Annotated in this window: 12 protein-coding genes, 3 pseudogenes and 1 CRISPR repeat array; of the genes and pseudogenes, 7 read left to right on the top strand and 8 right to left on the bottom strand. The window is 67.9% G+C overall.

All coding sequences use genetic code 11. From position 1 onward, the window contains the following. Positions 1 to 248 precede the first annotated feature (248 nt). From AVHM3334_RS21875 to AVHM3334_RS21860, 4 genes are all read right to left on the bottom strand, one after another. On the bottom strand, positions 249 to 764 hold the full coding sequence (locus tag AVHM3334_RS21875; protein ID WP_284415590.1) for a type 2 periplasmic-binding domain-containing protein: 516 nt from the start codon (positions 762 to 764) through the stop codon (positions 249 to 251). 596 nt (positions 765 to 1,360) lie between these two features. Then, complete coding sequence (locus AVHM3334_RS21870) at positions 1,361 to 2,581, bottom strand: ATP-binding protein (RefSeq protein WP_284415589.1); 1,221 nt, start codon at positions 2,579 to 2,581, stop codon at positions 1,361 to 1,363. 96 nt (positions 2,582 to 2,677) lie between these two features. After that, entirely contained in the window at positions 2,678 to 3,394 is a 717-nt protein-coding gene (locus tag AVHM3334_RS21865; protein ID WP_272549751.1) for a response regulator, read from the bottom strand. Between the two features lie 180 nt (positions 3,395 to 3,574). Then, a complete protein-coding gene (locus AVHM3334_RS21860) occupies positions 3,575 to 4,909 on the bottom strand; it encodes an AmpG family muropeptide MFS transporter (RefSeq protein ID WP_284415588.1) in 1,335 nt (444 codons plus the stop codon). 107 nt (positions 4,910 to 5,016) lie between these two features. Between AVHM3334_RS21860 and AVHM3334_RS21855 the strand changes: the two genes are divergently transcribed. The 6 genes and pseudogenes from AVHM3334_RS21855 to AVHM3334_RS23960 form a co-directional block, all read left to right on the top strand. Then, the gene (locus AVHM3334_RS21855) at positions 5,017 to 5,688 is read left to right on the top strand and encodes a helix-turn-helix domain-containing protein (RefSeq protein ID WP_284415587.1); all 672 of its coding nucleotides are present in this window, start codon (positions 5,017 to 5,019) and stop codon (positions 5,686 to 5,688) included. A 147-nt stretch (positions 5,689 to 5,835) separates the two neighbouring features. Next, complete coding sequence (locus tag AVHM3334_RS21850) at positions 5,836 to 6,747, top strand: DMT family transporter (RefSeq protein WP_284415586.1); 912 nt, start codon at positions 5,836 to 5,838, stop codon at positions 6,745 to 6,747. 59 nt (positions 6,748 to 6,806) lie between these two features. Next, complete coding sequence (locus tag AVHM3334_RS21845) at positions 6,807 to 7,748, top strand: M48 family metallopeptidase (RefSeq protein WP_284415585.1); 942 nt, start codon at positions 6,807 to 6,809, stop codon at positions 7,746 to 7,748. Between the two features lie 479 nt (positions 7,749 to 8,227). Then, positions 8,228 to 10,177 (top strand): filamentous hemagglutinin N-terminal domain-containing protein, encoded by a 1,950-nt coding sequence (locus AVHM3334_RS21840; protein WP_284415584.1) that lies wholly within the window; start codon positions 8,228 to 8,230, stop codon positions 10,175 to 10,177. A 9-nt stretch (positions 10,178 to 10,186) separates the two neighbouring features. After that, positions 10,187 to 11,887 carry a ShlB/FhaC/HecB family hemolysin secretion/activation protein gene (locus AVHM3334_RS21835; RefSeq protein ID WP_284415583.1) on the top strand — a complete coding sequence of 567 codons (1,701 nt, stop codon included), beginning with the start codon at positions 10,187 to 10,189 and terminating at the stop codon, positions 11,885 to 11,887. Next, a pseudogene (locus AVHM3334_RS23960) lies at positions 11,851 to 12,936 on the top strand (filamentous hemagglutinin N-terminal domain-containing protein); the annotation flags it as partial. The gene AVHM3334_RS21835 and the pseudogene AVHM3334_RS23960, both read left to right, overlap by 37 nt. A gap of 3,059 nt (positions 12,937 to 15,995) precedes the next feature. On the opposite strand, the gene AVHM3334_RS21825 reads toward AVHM3334_RS23960, so the two are convergent. Together AVHM3334_RS21825 and AVHM3334_RS21820 are read right to left on the bottom strand one after the other, a co-directional pair. Then, positions 15,996 to 16,418, bottom strand: a complete 423-nt coding sequence (locus AVHM3334_RS21825; protein WP_284415581.1) for a hypothetical protein — start codon at positions 16,416 to 16,418, stop codon at positions 15,996 to 15,998. A 93-nt stretch (positions 16,419 to 16,511) separates the two neighbouring features. After that, complete coding sequence (locus AVHM3334_RS21820; RefSeq protein WP_284415580.1) at positions 16,512 to 16,808, bottom strand: hypothetical protein; 297 nt, start codon at positions 16,806 to 16,808, stop codon at positions 16,512 to 16,514. Positions 16,809 to 17,466: 658 nt separating this feature from the next. Here AVHM3334_RS21820 and AVHM3334_RS23955 point away from each other — a divergent pair. Beyond that, positions 17,467 to 20,358: pseudogene (locus tag AVHM3334_RS23955) on the top strand (hemagglutinin repeat-containing protein); the annotation flags it as partial. Between the two features lie 341 nt (positions 20,359 to 20,699). Here the strand turns inward: AVHM3334_RS23955 and AVHM3334_RS21800 are convergent. Beyond that, positions 20,700 to 20,954, bottom strand: a complete 255-nt coding sequence (locus tag AVHM3334_RS21800) for a hypothetical protein (protein ID WP_284415576.1) — start codon at positions 20,952 to 20,954, stop codon at positions 20,700 to 20,702. A 4-nt stretch (positions 20,955 to 20,958) separates the two neighbouring features. Then, positions 20,959 to 21,868: direct repeats of the CRISPR family, unit length 36 nt; unit sequence GTTCCGGCCAGTGCGCATATCCCAGTGATCTAGACT. Positions 21,869 to 21,906: 38 nt separating this feature from the next. Next, positions 21,907 to 21,960, bottom strand: a pseudogene (locus AVHM3334_RS23950) (integrase core domain-containing protein); the annotation flags it as partial. Positions 21,961 to 21,965: the final 5 nt, after the last annotated feature.

The following is a 21,965-nucleotide window of genomic DNA, read 5'->3' as shown; positions in this document are numbered from 1 at the left end:
TTGACCATCTCGATTCGACGGGTGAAGGTGAGTCGGGCATGCTTATGGCTGTTCATCTGGTTGGGTGTCCTGAGCGGATTGGGTGTTTGGCGACTTCCAGTCTCTCAAACCCAATCCGGATGAACACGGGATACAACCTATTGAAACTTCACAGCTAGGCGGCAGACAGCTCATCTCTCGGTATTTCAACCGGTGATCGGGGGCCGCATAAAAGCCAGGCCGCATCTGTGCGTTGTCGCTGGCCAGCTTCACACCGCCGCGTGGATCGTGAAGCCCATCGGCACTGGTCCGAAGTCCTGAATCATCTTCAGCCCCAGCGATTGGGCGGCCTTGGCCGTGGTGATGCAGCCTTCCGTTCGGCCGTGCCGGCAGTCCACGGCCGCCTGCGCGTTGCTGTTCACGAACGACAGCCGTGCGCCCTGGGGGGCCAGCTGTTGGGGTGCGGGGTGGGTGGAGATGGTTTTCGGCAGATCGCCCGTGCGGGATGCCAGGATCATGTTGAAGGTGGGCATGACGAACACGTCCACCATCTGGAACCGGTTGAGGTTGGAAAACACGAGGTTGTGCAGGTCCGGGTAGGCCACGCAGCCCAGCACGGCGATGGCCGGATCGTCGTTGAGTGCCTCGGCGGCGATCTCGAAGGTGGGGTGCAGGTGCACCGTGCCCTTGCGGCCATTGCGCCGGAACCACTCGTGGGCCGCAGCCTCGCAATTCGTGCCGGCGGGGCCCAGGGTGTGGATGACCCGAATGTCTTTGACTGCCATGGTAAAAAATTCAGTGGATCGGGGAAATGGGTTGCGATGAAGCCGAACCCGTGGATGGGCTGCGGCCGCCGAGCAGCGCTGGTGTTGGTGATCAAGGTGAACGGCGGGTGCTGTGGGCGCCCTCGTCGCCTTGCACGCCAAGCCCAGGCCGGTTCATCGAGCCATCGCGTGAGGGGCGTTGTCAGGCGCAGAACGCGCCGTTCGCCGGTGCGAGCCTCATCCCGTGGGGCAGGGATGGGCCGGGCTGCTGCTGTCCGGTGAGTGGATGGGCGCTCGCCGGAGTCCGAAGGGTTGTGCTGCGTTCATTGAAAGACCTCCCGATGCGGTTCGGCCCGAAGCCCCCGCACTTTTTGGATGCCCAACAGGATTCCGTCGAGCGGAACGCAGCTTAAAGGAAACGCTCCGGCCCGGCCACCCGGCCTGTCCTGGGTATTCGCAGTTCCTGCGAAACAGATGTTTCGATGCGAAACAATCGCATTCAGGCCTTGCGTGGATTCCCGGTCCGTGCATAGATTTTTCGTGGGGTGCCCGGGCGACTCACCGGGGCAGAGGGGCCCCGATCAGAGGGGCGATGCGCCAGGGCCTCTTCAGAAAGCTCAGCCCTGCGCCAGCGGTAACGTCAGCACGAAGCACGCGCCGTTTTCGCCATCCGGCCGGTCCTCGCATCGCACGGTGCCGCCCGAGCGTTCGGCGATGGAGCGCACCAGCGCCAGCCCCAGCCCCACGCCGCCGGCGCGCTCGCTGGCGCCGGGCAGCCGGTAGAAGGGCTCGAAGATGCGTTCCCGCTGCGCCAGGGGCACGCCCGGACCCTGGTCGCACACCCGCACTTCGGCGTGGGTGCCGGTGCGCTGCAGGCCGACCGTGATGTCGCCCTGGCTGTAGCGGCGGGCGTTCTCCAGCAGGTTGCGCAGGGCGCGGCGCAGCAGCTTGGCCACGCCGTGAACCTCCAGGCCGTCCGCGCTGGCGGCACCGGCTTCCAGCTCGGCATCCACCCGCACGCATTCCTCGGCCGCCAGGCCCAGAAGGTCCACGAGCTCCACGGTGCCCATGTCCGCCTCGCGCGCGTCCAGGCGGCTGGCCAGCAGGATCTCGTCCACCAGCTGGTCCAGCTCGGCGATGTTGCGCAGGATTTCGTCGCGGAAGGCGGGTGAGGGCGCCGAGCCCTGCATCAGCTCCAGCCCCATGCGGATGCGGGTGAGCGGCGAACGCAATTCGTGCGACGCATTGGCCAGCAGCGATTTGTGGGATTTGACGAGCGTTTCGATGCGCGCGGCCGCGGCGTTGAACTGCCGCGCCAGGTCGGCCACCTCGTCGTGCCCGTGCTCGGCCACGCGCACCGACAGGTCGCCCTCGCCGAAGCGCTGCACGCCGCGCTGCAGGGTCACCAGCCGCTGCAAGAGGCGCCGGATGATGGGAAACACGCCGACCGCCACCGCCACGCCCACCAGCCCCAGCATCCACAAAAAGCCGAAAGGCGGCCGCGTCCAGAAAGCGACTTCGCCGCGGCGGTCGCCCCCTGGCGGCCGGGGGCGCGGCGCCATCTGCAGCGAGAAGACGTCGCCGTTCTCGGCCTCCACCCGAAACTCCAGCCCCTCGGCCGGCCCGTTCGGAATGCGCGTGGCGAGCCCGCGCAGCACGGGCTCGCCCTGCGGATTGATCAGCACCATCTCGCGGGCCGGGGGCGTGGGCGGCGTCTGGGCGTTCTGGTCCGCAGCGATGCGCCAGGCCCAGCCCACCGCGAGCGTGAGCACCGCTACGCCGCCCACCACCGCGAGCCAGATGCGCAGGTAAAGGCGCCGGGAAAACGGGTTAGACATCGAGGCCTCCTGCGTGCGGGGCGCCACCATGGGGCACCGCCCATCGGTGAGCGCGCAAGGACCGTCGGTGCTGGAGCGTTGGGGCCCGCATGTCCTTCAGTCCTGCTGTTTGGCGAACACGTAGCCCACGCCGCGCACGGTGAGGATGCGGCGCGGGTTCTTGGCGTCTTGCTCGATGGCGGCGCGGATGCGGCCCATGTGCACGTCGATGGAGCGGTCGAACGCCTCCAACTCGCGGCCGCGCACGGCTTCCATGATCTGGTCGCGCGTGAGCACGCGGCCTGCGCGCTCGGCCAGCGCCACCAGCAGGTCGAACTGGTAGGAGGTGAGTTCGGCCGCCTGCCCGCTCACGGTGACGGTGCGCGCGTCGCGGTCGATCTCCAGCGAGCCGAAGCGCAGCACCTGCGCAGCCGGCGTGCCGCCGTCGGTGCGCCGGCGCAGGATGGCGCGGATGCGGGCCAGCAGCTCGCGCGGCTCGAACGGCTTGGGCAGGTAATCGTCGGCGCCCAGTTCCAGGCCGATGATGCGGTCCATCGGGTCGCCCTTGGCGGTCAGCATGAGCACCGGCACCTGGGCGGCGGGCCCCTGCAGCGAGCGGATGCGCCGGCACACTTCGAGCCCGTCCATGTCCGGCAGCATCAGGTCGAGGATCACCAGGTCGGGCAGCGGGCCGGCGTCGCCGCCCTGCAGGCGCGCCATGCCGCTCTTGCCATCGGCCATGTGCGTGACTTCCAGGCCGGACTGGCCGAGGTATTCCCCCACCATCTGGGCGAGGCGGAAGTCGTCTTCGATCATCAACAATTGAGAGCTCATGGCGGTGTCCTTGGGGAGGCTCCATGGTCGCGCCGGGGGGCGTCGGTGCGTTGAAGTCTCCGTAAAGTTAGGTAAACAACGGGGAGCGGGGCAGGCCCTCGCGGTCAGCGGGCCGGGTGAACAGGGCGGGTCGCATGGTGCTCTTTTGCTATGAAAATAATAGCTATCCTGGCAATGAAATCAGCGGCGCGAGGGCGTTTCGATCCGTGATGCCAGCGCCACCAGCACCAGCACCGGCAGCCCCAGCAGCGCGGTGCCGACGAAGAACTCGGTGTAGCCGAAGGCATCCACGAACCGCCCCGAAAAGCCCGCGATCCATTTGGGCGCCAGCAGCATCATGGAGCTGAACAGGGCGTACTGCGTGGCCGAATACTGCACGTTGGTCAGGCTGGAGAGGTAGGCGATGAACGCGGCCGATGCGATGCCGCCGGCCAGGTTGTCGGCCGATATCACCAGCACCAGCCCTGTCACGTCGTGCCCGCGCAGGCCCAGCCATGCGAACAGCAGATTGCTGCAGGCGCTGAGCACGGCGCCCAGCATCAGCACGCGCATCACGCCCAGGCGCATCGACAGCACGCCGCCCACGAAGGCGCCGGCCAGCGTCATGACCACGCCGAACACCTTGGTCACCGCGGCGACTTCGTCCTTGGTGTAGCCCATGTCCACGTAGAACGGGTTGGCCATGATGCCCATCACCACGTCGCTGATCCGGTAGATGGCGATGAGCGCGAGGATCAGCGCGGCCTGCCAGCGGTAGCGCCCGATGAAGTCCGCGAACGGGTCGATCAGCGCGCCGCGCAGCCATTCGGCCGGGTTGCGCGCGGGCGACAAGGGGCGCGGCACGGGCTCGCGCGACAGCAGCACCGTCACCGTGCCCACCAGCATCGAGACCGCCATGGTCAGATAGGCCGCCTGCCAGGCGCCCTGCTGGTAGCCGCTCAGGCCGGGCACTTCGGCGCGCGCGGCCACCCACAGCACGCCTGCGCCGGCCCAGATCATCGCGAGGCGATAGCCCGTCTGGTAAGTGGCGGCAAGCGCGGCCTGGTGGTCGGCATCGGCCGATTCGATGCGAAAGGCGTCCAGCGCGATGTCCTGCGTGGCCGAGCCGAACGCCACGGCCAGCGCACACCAGACCAGCGGCTCCAGCGCCACGCGCGGGTCGTTGAACGCCATGCCCGCCAGTCCGGCCATCACCATCGCCTGCGACAGCACCAGCCAGCCGCGCCGGCGCCCCAGCCAGCGGGTCAGCAGCGGCAGCGGCATGCGGTCCACCAGCGGTGCCCACATCCACTTGAAGGCATACGCCAGTCCCACCCAGCTCAGATAGCCGATGGTCGTGCGGTCCAGGCCCGCCTCGCGCAGCCAGAACGACAGCGTGCCCAGCACCAGCAGCAGCGGCAACCCCGCAGAGAACCCCAGCGCCAGCATGCGCAGGCTGGCCGGTTCGAGATAGACGAGCCAGGCGTCGCGCCAGCTGCGGCGGGGGGCGGTGGCGGGGGCGTGGTCAGGGGGCATCGGAGGTGGGCGGGGGAGGGCAGGGGTGAAGGGCTCGCGTGGATTATCCGCACGCCACCCTCGCGCGGCTTCGATCTGGCCGTCGCGGGCCGCTACGATGGCGCGCCATGGACCACGCCACCGTCCTTCATCCCACCTGCTCGGTGCGCCGCTACAGCGGCGAGTACGCCGCGCATGCGCACGGCCATGCGCAGGTCCTGTACGCGCTGCAGGGCCGCATGGAGCTGGAGGTGGCGGGCCGCGCCGCCTTCGTGGACACGGCTTGCGGCATGGTCATTCCGGCCGGCACGGCGCACGCCTTCCTGGCCCCGCCCGGCGCGCGGATGTTCGTGATCGACGCCCCCGACCAGCCCGGCGTGGACCGCGTGCGGCGCTTCGCCATCGCGCCCGGGCACGGCGCCTTCACCGTGGGCGACGACCCGGCGCAGCGGCTCGCGCAGATGCTGCAGGCGCCGCGCGTGCTGACCCGCCGCGCCATCGCGCCGGAGCGGCTGGAGCGCGCCGTTCGCGCCGCCCTGCACGAAGACTGGCCCACGGCCCGCATGGCCGGCCTGTGCTGCCTGAGCCCGCAGCGCTTTCATGCCCGCTGGCTGGCCCTCACCGGCCGCACGCCCCAGGCGTGGCTGCGCGGCCTGCGGCTGGACGCTGCGGTGCGCGATCTCGCGAACGGGGTGCCGCTGGACACCGTGGCCCTGCGCACCGGCTATGCCAGCGCGAGCGCTCTGGCCTACGCCCTGCGCCGCGACCGGGGTACGGGTGCCCGGGCTTTGCGGGGTTGATGTCAATTGCTATAAAAATAATAGCTACATGCCGTTGATTTGATTGCGGTGGAGGCCAATTCGGCTTGTGCTCTGCCCGAAGCCCGCGGCTCCGCAGTGCAAGCGTTTCTCGACATTCCCGCGTCTGCGCCAAGGCACCATGGGGCCATGACCACGATCTTCGTTTCGCATTCCACCCGGGGCATCGCCATGGTGCTGCTCGCCGCGTTGCTCTGGGGCACCACCGGCACCGCGCAAAGCCTGGCGCCCGCCGGCCTGTCTCCGTACTGGGTGGGTGCCCTGCGGCTGCTGATCGCCAGCGCTTTCTTCGCGGTGCTGGCATGGGGGCCGCTGCGGCGCGCGGCACGTCCCTCGCTGCCCTGGCGCCCCGTGCTGCTGGCCGGCCTTTGCGTCGCGGCTTACAACCTGAGTTTCTTCGCGGGCGTGAAGGCCAGCGGCGTGGCGCTGGGCACGGCCATTGCGATCGGCAGCGGTCCCATCTGGGCGGGCCTGCTGCAGACGGTGCTGCAGCGCCGCCTGCCGGCGCCCGTGTGGTGGGCGGGCACGCTGCTGGGCGTGGCGGGCGGCGCGGCCATGGCGCTGGATGGGCGCACCGCGGTACAGGCGCCCTTGGCCGGCATCGCGCTGTGCCTGCTCGCGGGGCTGTCCTATGCCGCCTATGCCTTGCTCAACCAGCGGCTGGTGGCCCACGCGGCACCGGCGGTCGTCAACCTGGCGGTGTTCGGCGGCGCGGCCGTGCTGTCGCTGCCGGTGGCCGCGGGGCTGGCCGGGCCGGTGGCCGCGTCGCCCGGCACCTGGGCCGTGGTGGCGTACCTGGGGCTGGTCGCCACGGGGGTGGCGTATCTGCTGTTCACCCACGCGCTGCGGCATGTCAGCGGCGCCACTGCCGTCACGCTGGCACTGGCCGAGCCGGTGACCGCGTTCGCGCTGGCCGTCGCCGTCGTGGGCGAGACCCCTTCGGCCATGGCCTATGCGGGGTTGGCGGGGGTGCTGGGCGGGCTGCTGCTGGTCATCTGGGCCGAACTGCGCGCCCAGGCGGTGTCGGCGCGGGGCGGCTGACGCTCAGGCGCCGCAACCTACACCATGCCCGCTGCCGCCCGGCTAGACTTCGCAGCACCATGCCGAACGAACCCTTCGATGCTGCACGCGGCGCGCCAAACGCCGTGAGCGCTTTTTCCTCCTCCTCCGTCTCCTTCGATTCCCGCGCGGCGGACGCCGCGGGCAGCTGCTGCCGCTTTTGCACCGCCAAGAGCGGCCTGTGGAAGGCCCGGCGCGGCTTTCTGCTCGCTGCCGGGGCCGCTGCCGCAGCGCCGGTGCTCGCGCAGGTGGACGTGGGTTCTTCATCGACCATGCGCAAGCTGGTGCCGGCCGAGACGCTGGAGAACGCGGCCAACCAGCAGTACAGCGACATGATGGGCAAGGCCAAGGCGCAGCGCGCGCTGGCCGGCGCCGACAATCCGCAACTGCAGCGCCTGCGCGCCATCGCCCAGCGCCTGATCCCCTACACCGCCCAGTGGAACGACCGCGCCCGCCAGTGGCAGTGGGAGGTCAACCTGATCGGCAGCAAGCAGATCAACGCCTTCTGCATGCCCGGCGGCAAGATCGCCTTCTACACCGGCATCCTCGACCAGCTCAAGCTGACCGACGACGAAGCCGCCATGATCATGGGCCACGAAATGGCCCACGCACTGCGCGAACACGCCCGCGCCCGGCTCGCCAAGACCCAGGCCACCAGCGTGGGCCTGTCGCTCGGCGCCCAGCTGCTGGGCCTGGGCGACCTGGGCAATGCGGCGGCCAACCTGGGCACGCAGCTGATCACCTTGAAGTTCAGCCGGGGCGACGAAACCGAGGCCGATCTGGTCGGCCTGGAACTGGCCGCGCGTGCCGGCTACGACCCCGACGCCTCGGTGAGCCTGTGGCGCAAGATGGGCGAGGCCACGGGCAGCCAGGGCGGCATCGCCTTCCTGTCCACCCACCCCAGCGGGCCGGAGCGCATCCGCCAGCTGGAGCAGAACGTGCCGCGGGTGCAGGGGCTGTATCAGGCGTCCCGACGGGGGTGATGGGCCTGATGACTTTCTTCAAAAGGAGCCGAAATGGCTCCTTTTTTATGACTGAATGCCAATGGGGTCACCCGTTACCCCGAGCGCAGATTGGAAAGCCGGTCTGAATTGCCAGGTCCATCGACCAATGCGATACAGGATCTGTTTATGTTTAACGCGTTCGTCATTGCCGGTTCGGTCGCTCGGTATTCGAGTCAAGCGGTGCGCCCTTCATCGTTGGCTCGCCTGCGATCCCGGCGCATTCCGTTAAACACGCTGATTTCTAAGCCATGAAGCGCGATAGTCAGCAAGCCCGTAGGTCTTTTGTGCTGAGGCCGCAACACTGTAAGACACGCGTCAATATTGTGAATATGATGCGGCGCTTGTATCAATTTGAAAATATATTCACGGACTTTTATCGGGCCGTGTGAGTTTCAAAAAGGGTGTCCGGCGTCCCGCAGGGAAATGCTGGCGGGTTTGAAATCGTTGGGAATATGAGAATGAAAAGAGCCCTTGGCTCAAAGGGAGCGGCACTGGCGTGCCTGCTCGCAGGAGCCGTTCCGTGTGGGGCCAATGCGCAAGCACTGGTGGTGGCCCATCCTTCCACCCCTGTTCAAGTGCAGGCCGGACCGGGAGGGCGCGTGGTCGTCACGCCCAGTGCCGCCCAGGATGGTGTGTCTTACAACGGCTTTTCCCGCTTCGATGTGGGCGCTGCAGGGTTGACCTTCGCCAACGATGCGGTACGCGCCCGCACCATCGTTGCCGAAGTGCTTTCGGCGGCACCGTCGCATATCGAGGGCCCTCTGGATGTCACTGGTCCGCGCGCAAATTTGATTCTCGCCAACCAAAATGGCATTCGCGTCAACGGAGGCAGTTTCTTCAATTTCGGTAGCGTTGCGCTGACGACCGGTGCGGTCACTCTGCGCGACGAGATACAGCCCTCCGGCCATTCCCAGCGCTATGTGGACGTGAAAACCACGCAGGGAGAGTTGCTGATCGATTCGCAAGGGGTTTCCGGCAATCTCATCCGGTTGGAAATGATTGCCAAAACAGTGGGAATCCAGGGCGCGGTGACGAACAGTTTCTCGTCCTCCACGGCAACGGTTCGTATCGTGGCTGGCGAATCCGCGGCCCAGTTCGATACTGCGGCTTCCCCTGTCGATAACCTGACGCCTTGGGTGCACTACACCCCGGGCAAGGCGTCTTCATCGGTTTTGGCATTGAATCTGAGTGCCGATTCCAAGGTGACGTCCGGCCGCATCGAAATCCTGGTCACGGACCAGGGAGCCGGCGTTCGCAACGGCGGGCAGCTGGTGGCGTCTGCGGGTGATTTCCAATTGACGAGCACGGGCCGGCTCGAGCAGATCGGGGGCCAGGTCCAGGCGCAGGGCCAGATCCATATCCAGGCGGACGAGATGGAATTGCGCAACACCTCAGAGCGGACCAGTCTGGTCGCCGCAGGGACCAATACGCTTTTGGAGGCCAAGGGCTCGCTGCGCAATATCGGGGGCGAGATTTCCGGGCAGAACCGTTCGTCAGACGACGGTGACGGCCGGTATGCCGTGCTGCTGCGGGCGGGCGGAGCCATCGAACACAGCACCCCGGTCGGCGCTGCCAAAACGGCGCTCATCTTCGGTCGCAACGACGCCGTCGGCCTGTTTGCCGGTGCCGATGTGATTGCGGTGGATGCACGCATCGTGTCCAACGGTGCGCTCGACGTGCGAACGCCAGGCGCGGTGCGCAACGAAACGCTCCATGTGGCAGGCTCCGGCAGCACCGACTGGACGAGCCAGAGCCTGTTCAAACGCCGCAGCGGCTATCAGGTGGACATGGGCACGCTGGCAGACACCGCCAACCAGGCTTACTGGGTAGCGCAGGGCGATCTGTCCGTGTCGGGCAGCAGCTTCGCCAACCTGGGCGGCTACATGTTCTCCAACGCAGGCAAGGTGGACATCGCGGCCACGGGTGACGTCACCATTCAGGCGCACAGCATCGGGCAGTTCGCATATCGGCAAAGCTGCTTTCTTTTCATCTGCAAGCGCACGGCCTCTTCTTCCGAATCGCTCGTGGGTGGCCAGATCATGGCGGCTGACACGCTCGGCATTCGTGCGGGCGGGCAGATTCTCAATGATGCCGGGCAGGTGTTCGGCGGGCGGGGAATGGTTCTGGATGCGCCCGTGATCACGGCGCGCGCGCGTCCGGTGCATACGGTGATCTCGCGCGACCGGGGCTTGAAGGCGCTGCTGGGCGATACCTGGGCTCAGGTGTATGCCACCGACCAGGGCGGCAGTTTCACCGTGCAGCAGGGGCGCATGGTGCTCAAGGGCGCTGCGCGGCAAGAAGGCGGGCAGTTCTCGGCATCGGAAGGGGTGGAGGGCGCCATCGAAGTGGTCCGCCCGCCGCACCGCGATCCGGTGCGCCTGGAAAACCACCTCGGTCTTTTCTGGTAGGGGCGCCGCATGAAGTGTCCCCGCCTGAGCGGCACGCTCTGCGTGCTGGTGCTCGCCCCTGTGTTGGGGCAGGCCCAAGTGCCCCCCGCACCCCGTGATCCCAACGATCAGCTCATTCGCGAACAACAGGAAAAGCTCCGCGAAGATTTGCTGCGGCAAGCGCCTCCTGCAAGCATCCGGTTCGATCAGCCCGGCCAGGACGGCCGGGTTCCGGATGCCAGGGCGCTGTCCGACATTCCGTCCACGGGCCCCACGTTCCCGGTTCATACGATTCGCCAGGAGGGCGCCGCCCTGCTGCCCGAAGCCGTTTTCCGGGAGGTGGCGGCACCTTTCGTCGGGCAGTCGCTCGGCGTCGCGCACATCAACGTGTTGCTGGAGCGCATGAACCGGGCACTGGTCGCTGCGGGCTACACCACGTCGCGCGCCTACGTGGGCAACCAGAGCCTGCATGAAGGCGTGCTCGCCATCACCATCGTGCCCGGCACCATCGAGAAGCTGCTCTACAACGGCGCCGCGGTCGAGGCCGGGCGTGCCGACGGCCCTGGCATCTCCATGGCGATGCCGATGCGCGAGGGCGATGTACTGCGCCTGCGCGACATCGAACAGGCCGTCGATCAGCTGAACCGCCTGCGGCGCAACAACGTGCAGGTGCAGATCCGCCCCGGCACACAGCCCGGCGGCTCCATCGTGGAGTTCGTCAACCAGCCCCGTGACGGGGCGAGGTACAACGTGTCGGTGGACAACCAGGGTTCGGCCGCGACGGGCCGGATGCGCATCCAGCTGGGAGTGGATCACGGCAACGTGCTGGGCCTGATGGAATCGCTCAATGCGGGCCTGACCACGAGCGCGGACACGAACGCGCTGTACGGCACGTTCTCGGTGCCGCTGGGTTACACCACGCTCGCGGGCATGGCCTCCATCTCGGAATACCAGAACCTGGTGGGCGACACCGCCCTGGTGTACGGGCGTTCCAGAAGCTACACGATGTCGATCAACCACTTGCTGGACCGTGACCAGACCAGCAAGACCGCTTTCGACGTGTCGCTGACGCGCCGCGACTCCGAACGGTCCATCAACAACCTGCGCCTGGCGCCCCAGGACCAGACGGTCCTGCGAGCCGGGGTCAATCGCCTGCAGCGCTTCGAAACCGAGTACGGCCTCGGCCAATGGACTGCCGATGCGGGCATCTCGCACGGCCTTTCGTGGTGGGGTGCCAACCGCGACCCGGCGGATCTGCCGCCGGCTGCCGCACGCTACGCATTCACCAAGGCAGAACTGTCTGCATCGCTGGAGCGGCCATTGCCCGGCGCATGGGTCTGGCGTTCGCGCGGGGCTGGCCAATGGAGCCGGCATCCGCTGTATTCGTCCGAACAACTGTTCGCCGGAGGTGTCGGCAGCGTTCGCGGTTTCGCAGAGTCAGCGCAGGGCGGGGACCGGGGCGCCTACTGGCGCAACGAATGGGCCTGGCAGAAAGCGCCGCCGCTGTTCGGCGGCGAGGTGCGGTACGAGCCCTACACCTTCTTCGACATGGCCCAAGTGCGAACCGTCTCCGATGGCCGGTCGCACGGACTGGCCAGCGCGGGAGGCGGGGTGCGCGTGGCGTATCGCACCGGGTTTTTCGAGGCCATTCTGGGCAAGCCGCTTCGCAGGCCCCAGGGTGTGGCGGACAGCGGATGGCGCATCAACGTGAGCGCGTCTTACCAATTTTGAAATCGATGGGCAGGTCGGGGGGATTCATGAGCAAAAACACGAAAAACGCAAAGAGCGCGGCAGCACCACAGGGTGCCCAGCGCGATGCGGCGGATGCAGCGCGCTACCGCTCTCCCCGATGGGCCCGCCACACAGCCCGTGGCGTGCTTGCCCTCTTCACCGCCTTGCAACTGCAGGCCGGCGTGGGGCCGGGCGGGCAGTGGGCGATAGGCGTTGCGCCGGCCCATGCACAGGTACCGCCGGCCGGGGCCTTCAACGCCGTTCCCATCGCCGATCCGCGGGCCCCGCTGGCCTTTCAGCCGGGGGTTCAGATGCTGCAAGGCGGCGCGGCGCTGGTGAACATCACCACCCCCAACGCAGCGGGTGTTTCGCTGAACCAGTTCCAGCGGTTCAATGTGCCTTCGTCGGGCGTCGTCCTCAACAACAGCCTGGTGGGCGGCACACCGCTTCTGGGTGGGCAGGCGGCGGCCAACCCGAATCTTGCTGCGGGCCGCACGGCCAACACCATCGTCAATGAGGTGACCGTGGCCGGCCCTGCGGGCCGCATCGGCGGTACGGTGGAAGTATTCGGCAATCCGGCCAGCGTCATCATCGCCAACCCCAACGGCATCACCTGCGACGGGTGCGGGGTCGTCAACACGCCGCATTTCACGCTCAGCACGGGCGCCGTGCAGTGGCGGGACGCCAACGGTGCGCCCAGCGCCTTCGCGCAGGCAGCGCTGCCGCGCTTTTCCGTGGCTGGCGGCCAGATCGATGTTTTGGGAACGGGCATCGAAGGCACGGTGGGCCAGCTGGATCTGATCGGCGAGACGCTGTTCATCGACGGGCCGCTGCGCGCGCATTACCTCAACCGCGGCATCTCCAGCATCCAGCTCACGGCCGGGCGGCAAAGCGATTCGGATGCCGGCAAGAATGCAGGCCCGGCACTGGCCGCCTCGGCCACTGCGCTGGGGCAGCGCGGCATCGCCATCGATGCGACGGCTTTGGGCGCCATGACCGCAGGGCAGATCCGCGTCATCTCCACGGATGCGGGGATGGGTGTGAATCTGCGTGGCGCCGTGCTCGCCTACCAGGAAGACGTGGCCGTGCGAAGCGCGGGCAATCTGCAGACCGCGGGTGTTTCGGCCGCGCGCAATATCCAGCTGGACAGCTCGGGGCGCATCACCGTTGCGGGCGAAGTCACCGCGCACCAGTTGCAGGCCAACGGCGCTGCCGGGGCGCAGTTCGACGGCCCGGTGCGCGTGCAGGGCAATGTTCAGCTGCAAAGCAGCGCGGGCGACGTGGCCGTCAACGACAAACTTCTGGTGGGCGGCAACCTGGACGCCGGCTCGGCCGGGGCATTGCTGCTGGGCAGCGGGCAAAGCGTGATCGAGGTGGCCGGGACCGCCACCATCAAGGGACAGGACATCCGGCAAGACGGGCGCCTTTCGGTGGCGCGTGATCTGACGATCGACGGCGCACGGTCCGCCGGCCTGTACGGCACGACGCTGGTGGGCAACCACCTGGACCTGCGGGCACGCGATTCCGCGACGCTCGCCGGACGGCTGCAGGTGAACGAAAGCGCCGACATCGCGGCAGACAGCGTGAGCGCTTCGGGACAGACAGCCATCAGCCGCAACCTGACGATCGCGGGCGGGCGCTCCATCGAAATGGCGGGCGCGACCCAGGTCGGCCAGGTGCTGAACATGGACGCAGCCAGCATCGGCCTGCGCGGCGACGTCAACGCCGGTGCCATGAACGTGACGGGCGGCGACGTGCAACTGGGCCAGCCGGGCGCTGGCCTGGACGTCGCCGGCAACCTCAACCTGAACGTGCGCGGTCCCGTGTCCACCCAGGGCGCCGTCCGTGTCGGCGGCAGCGCGACGCTGGCGAGCGCCAGCGGCATCGGGTTCGGCGACACCGTCAGCATCGGCGGAAACCTCAGCCTGCATTCCGGCGCAGGCGTAGCCTTCGGATCGACGGTCGGCGTGGTGGGCAACGCCCATATCACGGCGGGCCAGGGCATTTCCGCCGCCTCGGACATCACCGTGGGCGGGGGCATCGGCGCAACGGCCGGGGGCGACATCCGCCTGTCGGGCGCCTCGGTTTCGTGCGCCGGACAACAATGGTCGGCCGGCGGCGACTTCAACGCGGGTTCGGGCCTGACTGGCGGGGGCATCGCCATCGACGCCGGCAACGTGACCATCGCCGGCAGCATTGCCGGCGGCGCGGTGGGCATCACCGCCAGGGACCGCATGCAACTCGGCGGCGATGTGCGCTCGGCCGGCAGCATTGAGCTCAACGCGGGCGCGGGCGGCATCTCGGCCACGTCCGTGCAGGCCAACGAGAGCATCGCCATCCGCAGCCAGGGCAGCATCGATCTGCAGCAGGCCAGCGCGCGCGGCGACCTCGACATCGCATCGCGCCAGGGCGACGTCATGCTGGCAGGCCCGGTGGCCTCCGGCCGCAACCTGTCGCTGTCGGCGCAGGGCCTCGCCGTGCTCAAGGGCGAAGTGCAATCGGGCGGTGGCGTGCAGATTTCGGGCTTCGGCGTCTCGCTGGCCCGCGGAGTGCAGGCCCAGGGCGCGGTGCGGCTGGAGGCCGCCGCTGGCGGCGTGTCCAGCCTGGCCGACGTGATTGCCAACGGTGATGTCCGCATCGCTTCCGGTGGCGGCATCAACGTGCGCGGAGCCGTCGCTTCGGGCGGCACGCTCGAACTCGACAGCGCCCAGAAGATCGACGTCACCGGCGACCTCACGGCGCAGGGCGGCCTGGCGATCCAGACCGGCTCGGAATTGCAGGCCCAGAACCTGCGGACCGGCGGCAACCTCCGGGTGGTGGCGCCCAGCGCCCGCCTGCAGTCCGTGCAGGCCGCCGGCAGTGCCGTGGTGCAGACGCAGGACGACCTGCGCATCGCCGGCGACTTCATTGCCGGCAGCATCGCCGCCACCTCCACCGCGGGCGAGATCGGCGTGGGCGGCAACATCGCCACCTCCGGCGCCTTGAACCTGTCCGCTGGCCGCAACATCACCGCGACCGACGTCATCGGCGGCGCTGCCGCCAATGCCAGCGGCAATGCGGCCACGGCCGTTCAGGCTGGCGGCGATGTGCATCTGCGCAGCCTGCAGACCGGCGGCCGCTACAGCGCCTCGGTCGGCGGCGACCACCGGATCGATCAGTCGCTGACCGTGCAGGGCGCCGCCAGCCTGGTGTCCGGTGGTGACATTCGCGTCGGCGGCGGCGCTTCGTTCGGCGGCAGCCTGGACGCCCGTGCCGGTGGCCAGGTCGCCATTCAGGGCGACACGCTGGTGCTGCAGGACGCTCGCGTGCAGAGCGGCTCCGGCCAAGGCTATGGCGCAACCCTTCGCGTGGCTGGCCGGCTCGATGCCGTGGCAGGCCAGGGCATCGCCGTGGCGCAGGAACTGCGCGTGAACCAGGGCGTGGCCCTGCAGGCCAATGCCGGAGCCATCGACATCGGCGGCCCGCTGGCAACGCTGGGCGACCTTCGCCTGACCGGCCAGCAAGGGGTCAGCGTGGCGGGCAATGCCGAGTTCGCCCGGGGCGACGTGGCCAGCACGGCCGCAGGCATCCGTTTCGGCGGGTCCGTGCAGGCCGGCGCGCCACTGACCCTGCAGGCGCAGAGCGATATCTCCATCACCGGCCCGCTGGTGGCCCAGTCGGGGCTGACGGCCGAAAGCCGCGCAGGCAGCATCGGCTTCGGCGGAAAGCTGGATGTGGCCGGCAATGCCGACCTGCACGCCGCGCAGAACCTCGTCTTCGGCGGCAACAGCCAATGGCTCGGGCAGACCCAATTGCGTGCTGACGCCGGGTACATCCATAACCAAGGCCAGATGACGTTTGCACAGGCCGTCGCCATCGACACCACCGGCGACCTGATCAACGACGGCCTCATGCAATCGCAAGGCAGCATCGCCATCCGTGCGCGCGGCCTGGACAGCAACCGTGTGGTCGCAGGCGGCATCGTCACCGCGGGCCAGCTCACCTTGCAATCGTCCGCCGGCATGGCGCTGGGAGCCCAGGGCACCTTCAGCGCGGCGCAAGGCATCGACATCCAGGCCGCTGGCGGCCTGGGAACAAGCGGCACCCTCCAGGCAGGCGGCAACATCGCCTATGGCGGCGGTACGTTGTCCAATGCGGGCCGCATCGTGGCCGACAGCATCGGCGTCAACGCGGCGCTGAGCAACGGGGGCGACATCCTGGCCCAGCAGCGGCTGGACGTGGCAGGCGCCACCACCAACAACGGGCAGATCGCCGCCAACATCGTCGCCATGGGCGCGCTGTCCAATGGCGGGCAGGTCTCGGGCTCGGCCGTTTCTGTGGGCAGCACCTCCAACACGGGCGGTATTTCCGGCACGGTGGTGGACATTTCGGGCGGGCTGGACAACAGCGGCAGCGTCAGCGCGCTGGGAACGCTGTCCGCCAACGGCGGTTCCGTCGTCAACACCGGCACGCTCAACGGCGGTACCGTCTTGCTCAACGCCGGTGCCATGAGCAACGGCGGGCGCATCCATGCGGACGGCCTGATGTCCATCTCGGGCGGCAGTTTCGACAACGGCCTGGCCGAGAGCCGTACCTGCGTCATCGCCAACGGGTGCGCGCCCAACGGCCCGGCCTCGGACTGGCGCTATGTGCAAAGCCCCGGCACCGTGGACGCGGGCGCCAAGCTCACCGTGCAGGTTGCCAGCATGAGCAACAAAGGGGTGGTGAGCTCGGGCGGCGATGTGGAGATCAACGGCAGCCTGAGCAACGTGCGCAGCGCCAACGACCCGCTGACCTCCGCTGGCGTGTCTGGCGGCGGCGCCAGCACCGGCATCATCTCGGTGGCGGGCAGCCTCACCGTGTCGGGCGCATCCGTGCACAACAGTGGTGGCCAACTCAACGCCAACGGCACCGTCACCATCCGCAGCAGCGGCGCTTTCACCAACACGGCGCCAGCGCAGGGTGTGTCAGGGCAAGTCAGCGGCACCCAGGTGACCATCGATGCCGCCAGCGTATCCAACCAGGGCCAACTGATCTCCCGCAACGGCGATCTGGCCGTGACGGCGACCTCCGGCGGCATCGACAACAACGGCACGCTGGCAGCGTCGGGCGACGTCACGCTCAAAGCCACCGCAGGCGTGACCGGCGGTGCCGACAGCCAGGTGCTGGGCCGCAACATCACCGTCACCGGTGCGTCCTTCTCCAACGCCGGCACCCTGTACGGCCAGGGCGGCCCTGCGGCCAAGATCGACATTCAGACGGCGGGCGGTTTCAGCAATGCCGCCAGCGGCGTCGTCATCGCAGGCAGCCTGCTGGACATCGGCGCGAGCAGCTATTCCAACAGCGGCGTGGTGGGCAGCCTGGCCGATGCCAAGCTGACCACTCCGGGCAGCTACTCCGCCAGCAACGCGCTCATCGCGTTGGGCAAGCTCGACCTGCAGGTGAACGGCATTCAAGTGGGCGTGGGCGAGAGCTGGAGCGTCGGCGCGGCGGAGGTGCGCTGGGGCGGCACCCTGCTGAACCAAGGCAGCGTCGCCATCGCCGGCAGCGCCAGCGGCGCCATCCACAACCAGGCCACGGGCCAGGTGCAGGCCGGCGGCATGCCCAACGTGTTCGACGGCACTTACGAAATCCCCACCGCCCCTGCGGGCCTCACGGACGCGCAGGTAGTGAGCTACAGCAATGTGGCGAACCGGGCGCAGCTGTATATCGGTGGCGGCTTCAACGGCTCGCTCATCAACGAAGCCTCGGACGCCACCGTCGGTGGCGGCACCATCGAGCAGCGGTTCATTGACCAGAAAGTGATCTGGGAAGGCAAGGACGCGGACGGCAAAACGGTGCAGGTGGAAGGCGATTCGCGCGCCATCGCACGGCTGAACACCGGCAGCGGCGCAGCCACCATCACCCTGACCGGGCCGAACACCGGCACCATCGTGGGCGATGCCATCACCATCAACGGCGGCACCATCGTGCACCAGCCGGGCATCGATCCGGCCACCGGACTGCCCCTGGTGCAGCAGGCGCGCGACCGTAACGTGCAGACCACTGCCATCGCGCAGGCGCCCGAGGGCCAGGCCGTGCAGGGCAACATCAAGGGCCCGACCTTCGTCGGAGTGCAGCGGCCCGACACGCTCCCTGGCCCCATCGGAGGGGGCAGCGGCGCCAGCAACGCCGGGGCGGGCAACGTCACCGCCGGCACGGGTGGGCCTGGGGTGCCGGGCGAGGTGCCCCCGGAGTTCGTCAACACCAAGCCGCTGGCCCTGCCGCGGGTGGATGTGAGCACGCCGCAAGGCGGCATCGGTGCGCTGCTGGGCGGGGGCTTGAGCGTCTCGCTGCCCGACTGGAGCCAACTGCACATCGTGCCGGGCGGCATCAGCGCCAACGACCTGGCGCTCAACCTGAGCGGGCAGTTCATCAACCGGGGCCAGTTCGATGTCGGCAACAGCTTGATCATCGCGGCGGCGGGAGGCATCGACAACTTCGGCGCCGGCATCCAGGCGGGCGGCTTGATGCGGCTGTCCGGCGGGGGCCTGAACAACGAGCAGGGCCGCATCGAAGCGGGCAGCCTGCTCACCGGCATCCAGGGCGACATTGCCAACAGCCGGGGCACCATCGTGGCGCAGAGCGGCGGCTACCTGCAGGCCGACGGAAACATTGCGGCCACCGACGGCCAGTTCACCAGCGACGCCGGCAAGATGGTGCTGGATGCGGGCGGGAACATCGTGCTGGATGCCGGCCGCGTGTCCGGCAAGACCGGCGCGGGCCTGTACGCGGGCGGCGACATCCGCCTGGGCACGACGGCCAAGACGACCAGCAGCGACGAGCGCAGCGCCCAGTACGAAACCTTCGTCACCTACAACGGCGACATGGAAACGCGCGAGGAAACGCGCGTGCAAACCGGCGAAAGCCGCACGCGCCAATCGAGCACCGTGCACACCGGCACCGTCATCGACGGCGGGGAAGGCAGCACCACCTTGCGTGCGCAGGGTGATGTCGTGGCCCTTGGTGCGCAGATCAAGGCGCAGCAGGACGTGCTCATCCAGGGGTCGAACGTGCGGGTGGAGGCCGTCAAAGACCGCGCCCTGATTCACGAAGAAGAGCACCGCAGCGGCTACGACCACGCGCTCATCCAGAGCCAGGAAACGCTCTCGGGCGGGGAGATCAGCGCCGGGCGCAATCTGAGCATCGTTGCCAACGGAAAAGCCGAACAGGCCCAAGGCGACATCACCCTGCGCGGAGCCACCGTCACCGCCAAGGGCGACGTGAGCCTCGTCGCCAGCCGTGACGTGCAGGTGCAGGACCAGCAGACCGAGCATGGGCGCTATGAAGAAACCTATAGCAAGAAAAGCGGCACCTTCAGCAAAAAGAGCACCCTCACCGTGCAGGAGGGGGCCAGCTCATTGAGCGAAGGCAGCGTCGTCACCGGCAACGCCATCTACGTGCAGGCCGGGCGGGACATCGCGCTGCAAGGCTCGCACCTGGTGGGCCAGGCCGACGTGGGGCTGGTGGCCAAGCGGGACATCAGCATCCGGGCGGGCACCGACAGCGCGGCGGCCACCACGCACACCGAGACCAAGAAGTCGGGCCTGTTCAGCGGCGGGGGCTTCGGCATCACGCTGGGCAAGCAAAGCACCACCACCGACCACCGCAACGAAAGCCAGCGAGCGGCCGCGTCCAGCGTGCAAAGCCAGGGAGGCGACGTGGCGCTGGTGGCGGGCAACCGCTACGAGCAGGAGGGCTCGGCGGTGCTGGCCAAGGGCGACGTGAGCATCGTGGGCAAAACGGTGGACATCCGCGAGGCGCGGGAACTGGAGCGGGACCTGTTCGAGACGCGGGCCAAGCAAAGCGGGCTCACGTTGAGCGTGGGCAGCCCCCTCGTTGACTTCGGCATGACCGCAGGGCGCGTGGGCCGGGCCATCGGGCGCACCAGCGACGCGCGCACCCAGGCCCTGGGGGTCGCGGCCATTGGCCTCAATGCCTACAACAACGCCAAGGACCTGGGCAACGCAGGCCAAGCCCTCTTGAACGGCGACCCCCTGGCGGGAGCCAGCGTCAGCATCAGCCTGGGCAGCAGCACCAGCCGCAGCACCAGCGCCTACCAGGTGGACAGCGCAGCGGGCTCGACCGTGCGTGCCGACGGCAACGTACACATCACCGCCACCGATGGCGACCTGCGCGTGCGGGGCAGCGACATCGAGGCAGGCAAGAACGTGGGCCTGATCGCGCAAAAGGGCAACATCGTTTTAGAAGCGGCCGAGAACCGCTTTGCGGAACAGAACAGCCGCAGCAGCAGCTCGGGCAGCATCGGTGTCAGCATCGGGGCGAGCGGCGTGAGCGTGAACGCCAATGCCAACCGTGCGCGGGGCCAGGGCAGCGGCGAAAGCGTGAGCTACAGCAACACGCACATCCGCGCCAATGGAACGGCCAGCGTGCAAAGCGCGGGCGACACCACGCTCAAAGGCGCCACCATCGTGGCCGACACGGTGCGTGCCGACGTGGGCGGCAACCTTGCCATCGAAAGCCTGCAGGACACCAGCCGGTACAACGAAACCGGGCGCAGCAGCGGCTTTGGCATCAGCGTGCCCATTGTGGGAGCGGGGCGTGTGGGCGGCAGCATCACCGTGGGCCGAACGCAGATCGACAGCGACTACCAGAGCGTGGGCGAGCAAAGCGGCATCCGAGCGGGCAATGGCGGCTTCGACGTCAACGCGCGGGGCAACACGGACTTGAAGGGCGGGGCCATCACCAGCACGCAGGCGGCCATCGACGGCGGCAAGAACAGCTTCCAGACCGGAGGCACGCTCACCATGAGCGACCTCGATAACCGGGCCAGCTACAACGCCAGCGGGTTCGAGGTCACGGTGGGCGTGGGCAGCCAGTTGGGCAGCAGCGGGGCCGGGGTGGGCAGCGACAAGGGAAATGCGCAAAGCACGAGCCGCGCGGGGATCTCTGGAGTGGCGGGCAACGCCGAGGCCCGTACGGGAGATGCGGAGACGGGGATCAAGCCCATCTTCGACAAGAACCGGGTGAGCGAAGAGGTGAATGCGCAGATCACCATCACGCGGGAGTTCGGGCGGCAGGGCAGCACCGCGGTTCCGGCCAGTGCGCATATCCCAGTGATCTAGACTACTGCCGAGATGGGTCGGCGAGCAGCTAAAGTTCCGGCCAGTGCGCATATCCCAGTGATCGCATATCCCAGTGATCTAGACTCAGCTTGGAAAACTCCAACGCGGGCGTGCTGTTCCGGCCAGTGCGCATATCCCAGTGATCTAGACTCGCGCGCAAGGCTGCGTCGATGTTTGCTGAGTTCCGGCCAGTGCGCATATCCCAGTGATCTAGACTAAAGCCCGGGCGCGGGCCCGGAAGGCCTTGGTTCCGGCCAGTGCGCATATCCCAGTGATCTAGACTGATCCGGGAGCTGACCTTCGAGCCTCGGTAGTTCCGGCCAGTGCGCATATCCCAGTGATCTAGACTCGGGACTGGATACACGCTTCGCGGGCCGGGGTTCCGGCCAGTGCGCATATCCCAGTGATCTAGACTTGGCGCCTGGTGGCATCGCGGCGCCCGACAGTTCCGGCCAGTGCGCATATCCCAGTGATCTAGACTACGGATCCCCTCAGCAACAAGCCCAGCCTCGTTCCGGCCAGTGCGCATATCCCAGTGATCTAGACTATAGCGTGGTGGCCGTCAACGATCACATGCGTTCCGGCCAGTGCGCATATCCCAGTGATCTAGACTCCCCCTTAGAACCTCTCTCTTAGGAGCCTAGTTCCGGCCAGTGCGCATATCCCAGTGATCTAGACTCGATTACAAACTGATCCAACGCGCTCTCAAGTTCCGGCCAGTGCGCATATCCCAGTGATCTAGACTCGAGGCACCTCAACCCATGCGCGCCGCTGGGTTCCGGCCAGTGCGCATATCCCAGTGATCTAGACTCTCCGAGGAAGAGCGCCGGTCCAACGCCCAGTTCCGGCCAGTGCGCATATCCCAGTGATCTAGATGTCGAGTTGCAATAGGTTATACCCGGCAAGTCGGGAAGCTGGAGGTCTGTAGCCCAAGGCCGAGTGGGGCCTCCTGGCGTTGTAGTAGCTCAGGAACG

Source organism: Acidovorax sp. SUPP3334, assembly GCF_030159055.1.
Taxonomy (GTDB): domain Bacteria; phylum Pseudomonadota; class Gammaproteobacteria; order Burkholderiales; family Burkholderiaceae_C; genus Paracidovorax.
Note: the sequence above shows the minus strand (reverse complement) of the source record. Positions and strands in the feature narration are given on the sequence as shown.

Coding starts and splice junctions, on each gene's coding strand:
- AVHM3334_RS21875 (WP_284415590.1), bottom strand. CDS start 764: ATGGCAGTCAAAGACATTCGGGTCATCCACACCCTGGGCCCCGCCGGC.
- AVHM3334_RS21870 (WP_284415589.1), bottom strand. CDS start 2,581: ATGTCTAACCCGTTTTCCCGGCGCCTTTACCTGCGCATCTGGCTCGCG.
- AVHM3334_RS21865 (WP_272549751.1), bottom strand. CDS start 3,394: ATGAGCTCTCAATTGTTGATGATCGAAGACGACTTCCGCCTCGCCCAG.
- AVHM3334_RS21860 (WP_284415588.1), bottom strand. CDS start 4,909: ATGCCCCCTGACCACGCCCCCGCCACCGCCCCCCGCCGCAGCTGGCGC.
- AVHM3334_RS21855 (WP_284415587.1), top strand. CDS start 5,017: ATGGACCACGCCACCGTCCTTCATCCCACCTGCTCGGTGCGCCGCTAC.
- AVHM3334_RS21850 (WP_284415586.1), top strand. CDS start 5,836: ATGACCACGATCTTCGTTTCGCATTCCACCCGGGGCATCGCCATGGTG.
- AVHM3334_RS21845 (WP_284415585.1), top strand. CDS start 6,807: ATGCCGAACGAACCCTTCGATGCTGCACGCGGCGCGCCAAACGCCGTG.
- AVHM3334_RS21840 (WP_284415584.1), top strand. CDS start 8,228: ATGAAAAGAGCCCTTGGCTCAAAGGGAGCGGCACTGGCGTGCCTGCTC.
- AVHM3334_RS21835 (WP_284415583.1), top strand. CDS start 10,187: ATGAAGTGTCCCCGCCTGAGCGGCACGCTCTGCGTGCTGGTGCTCGCC.
- AVHM3334_RS21825 (WP_284415581.1), bottom strand. CDS start 16,418: ATGGACATCAGGCCGTCCGCATGGATGCGCCCGCCGTTGCTCATGGCA.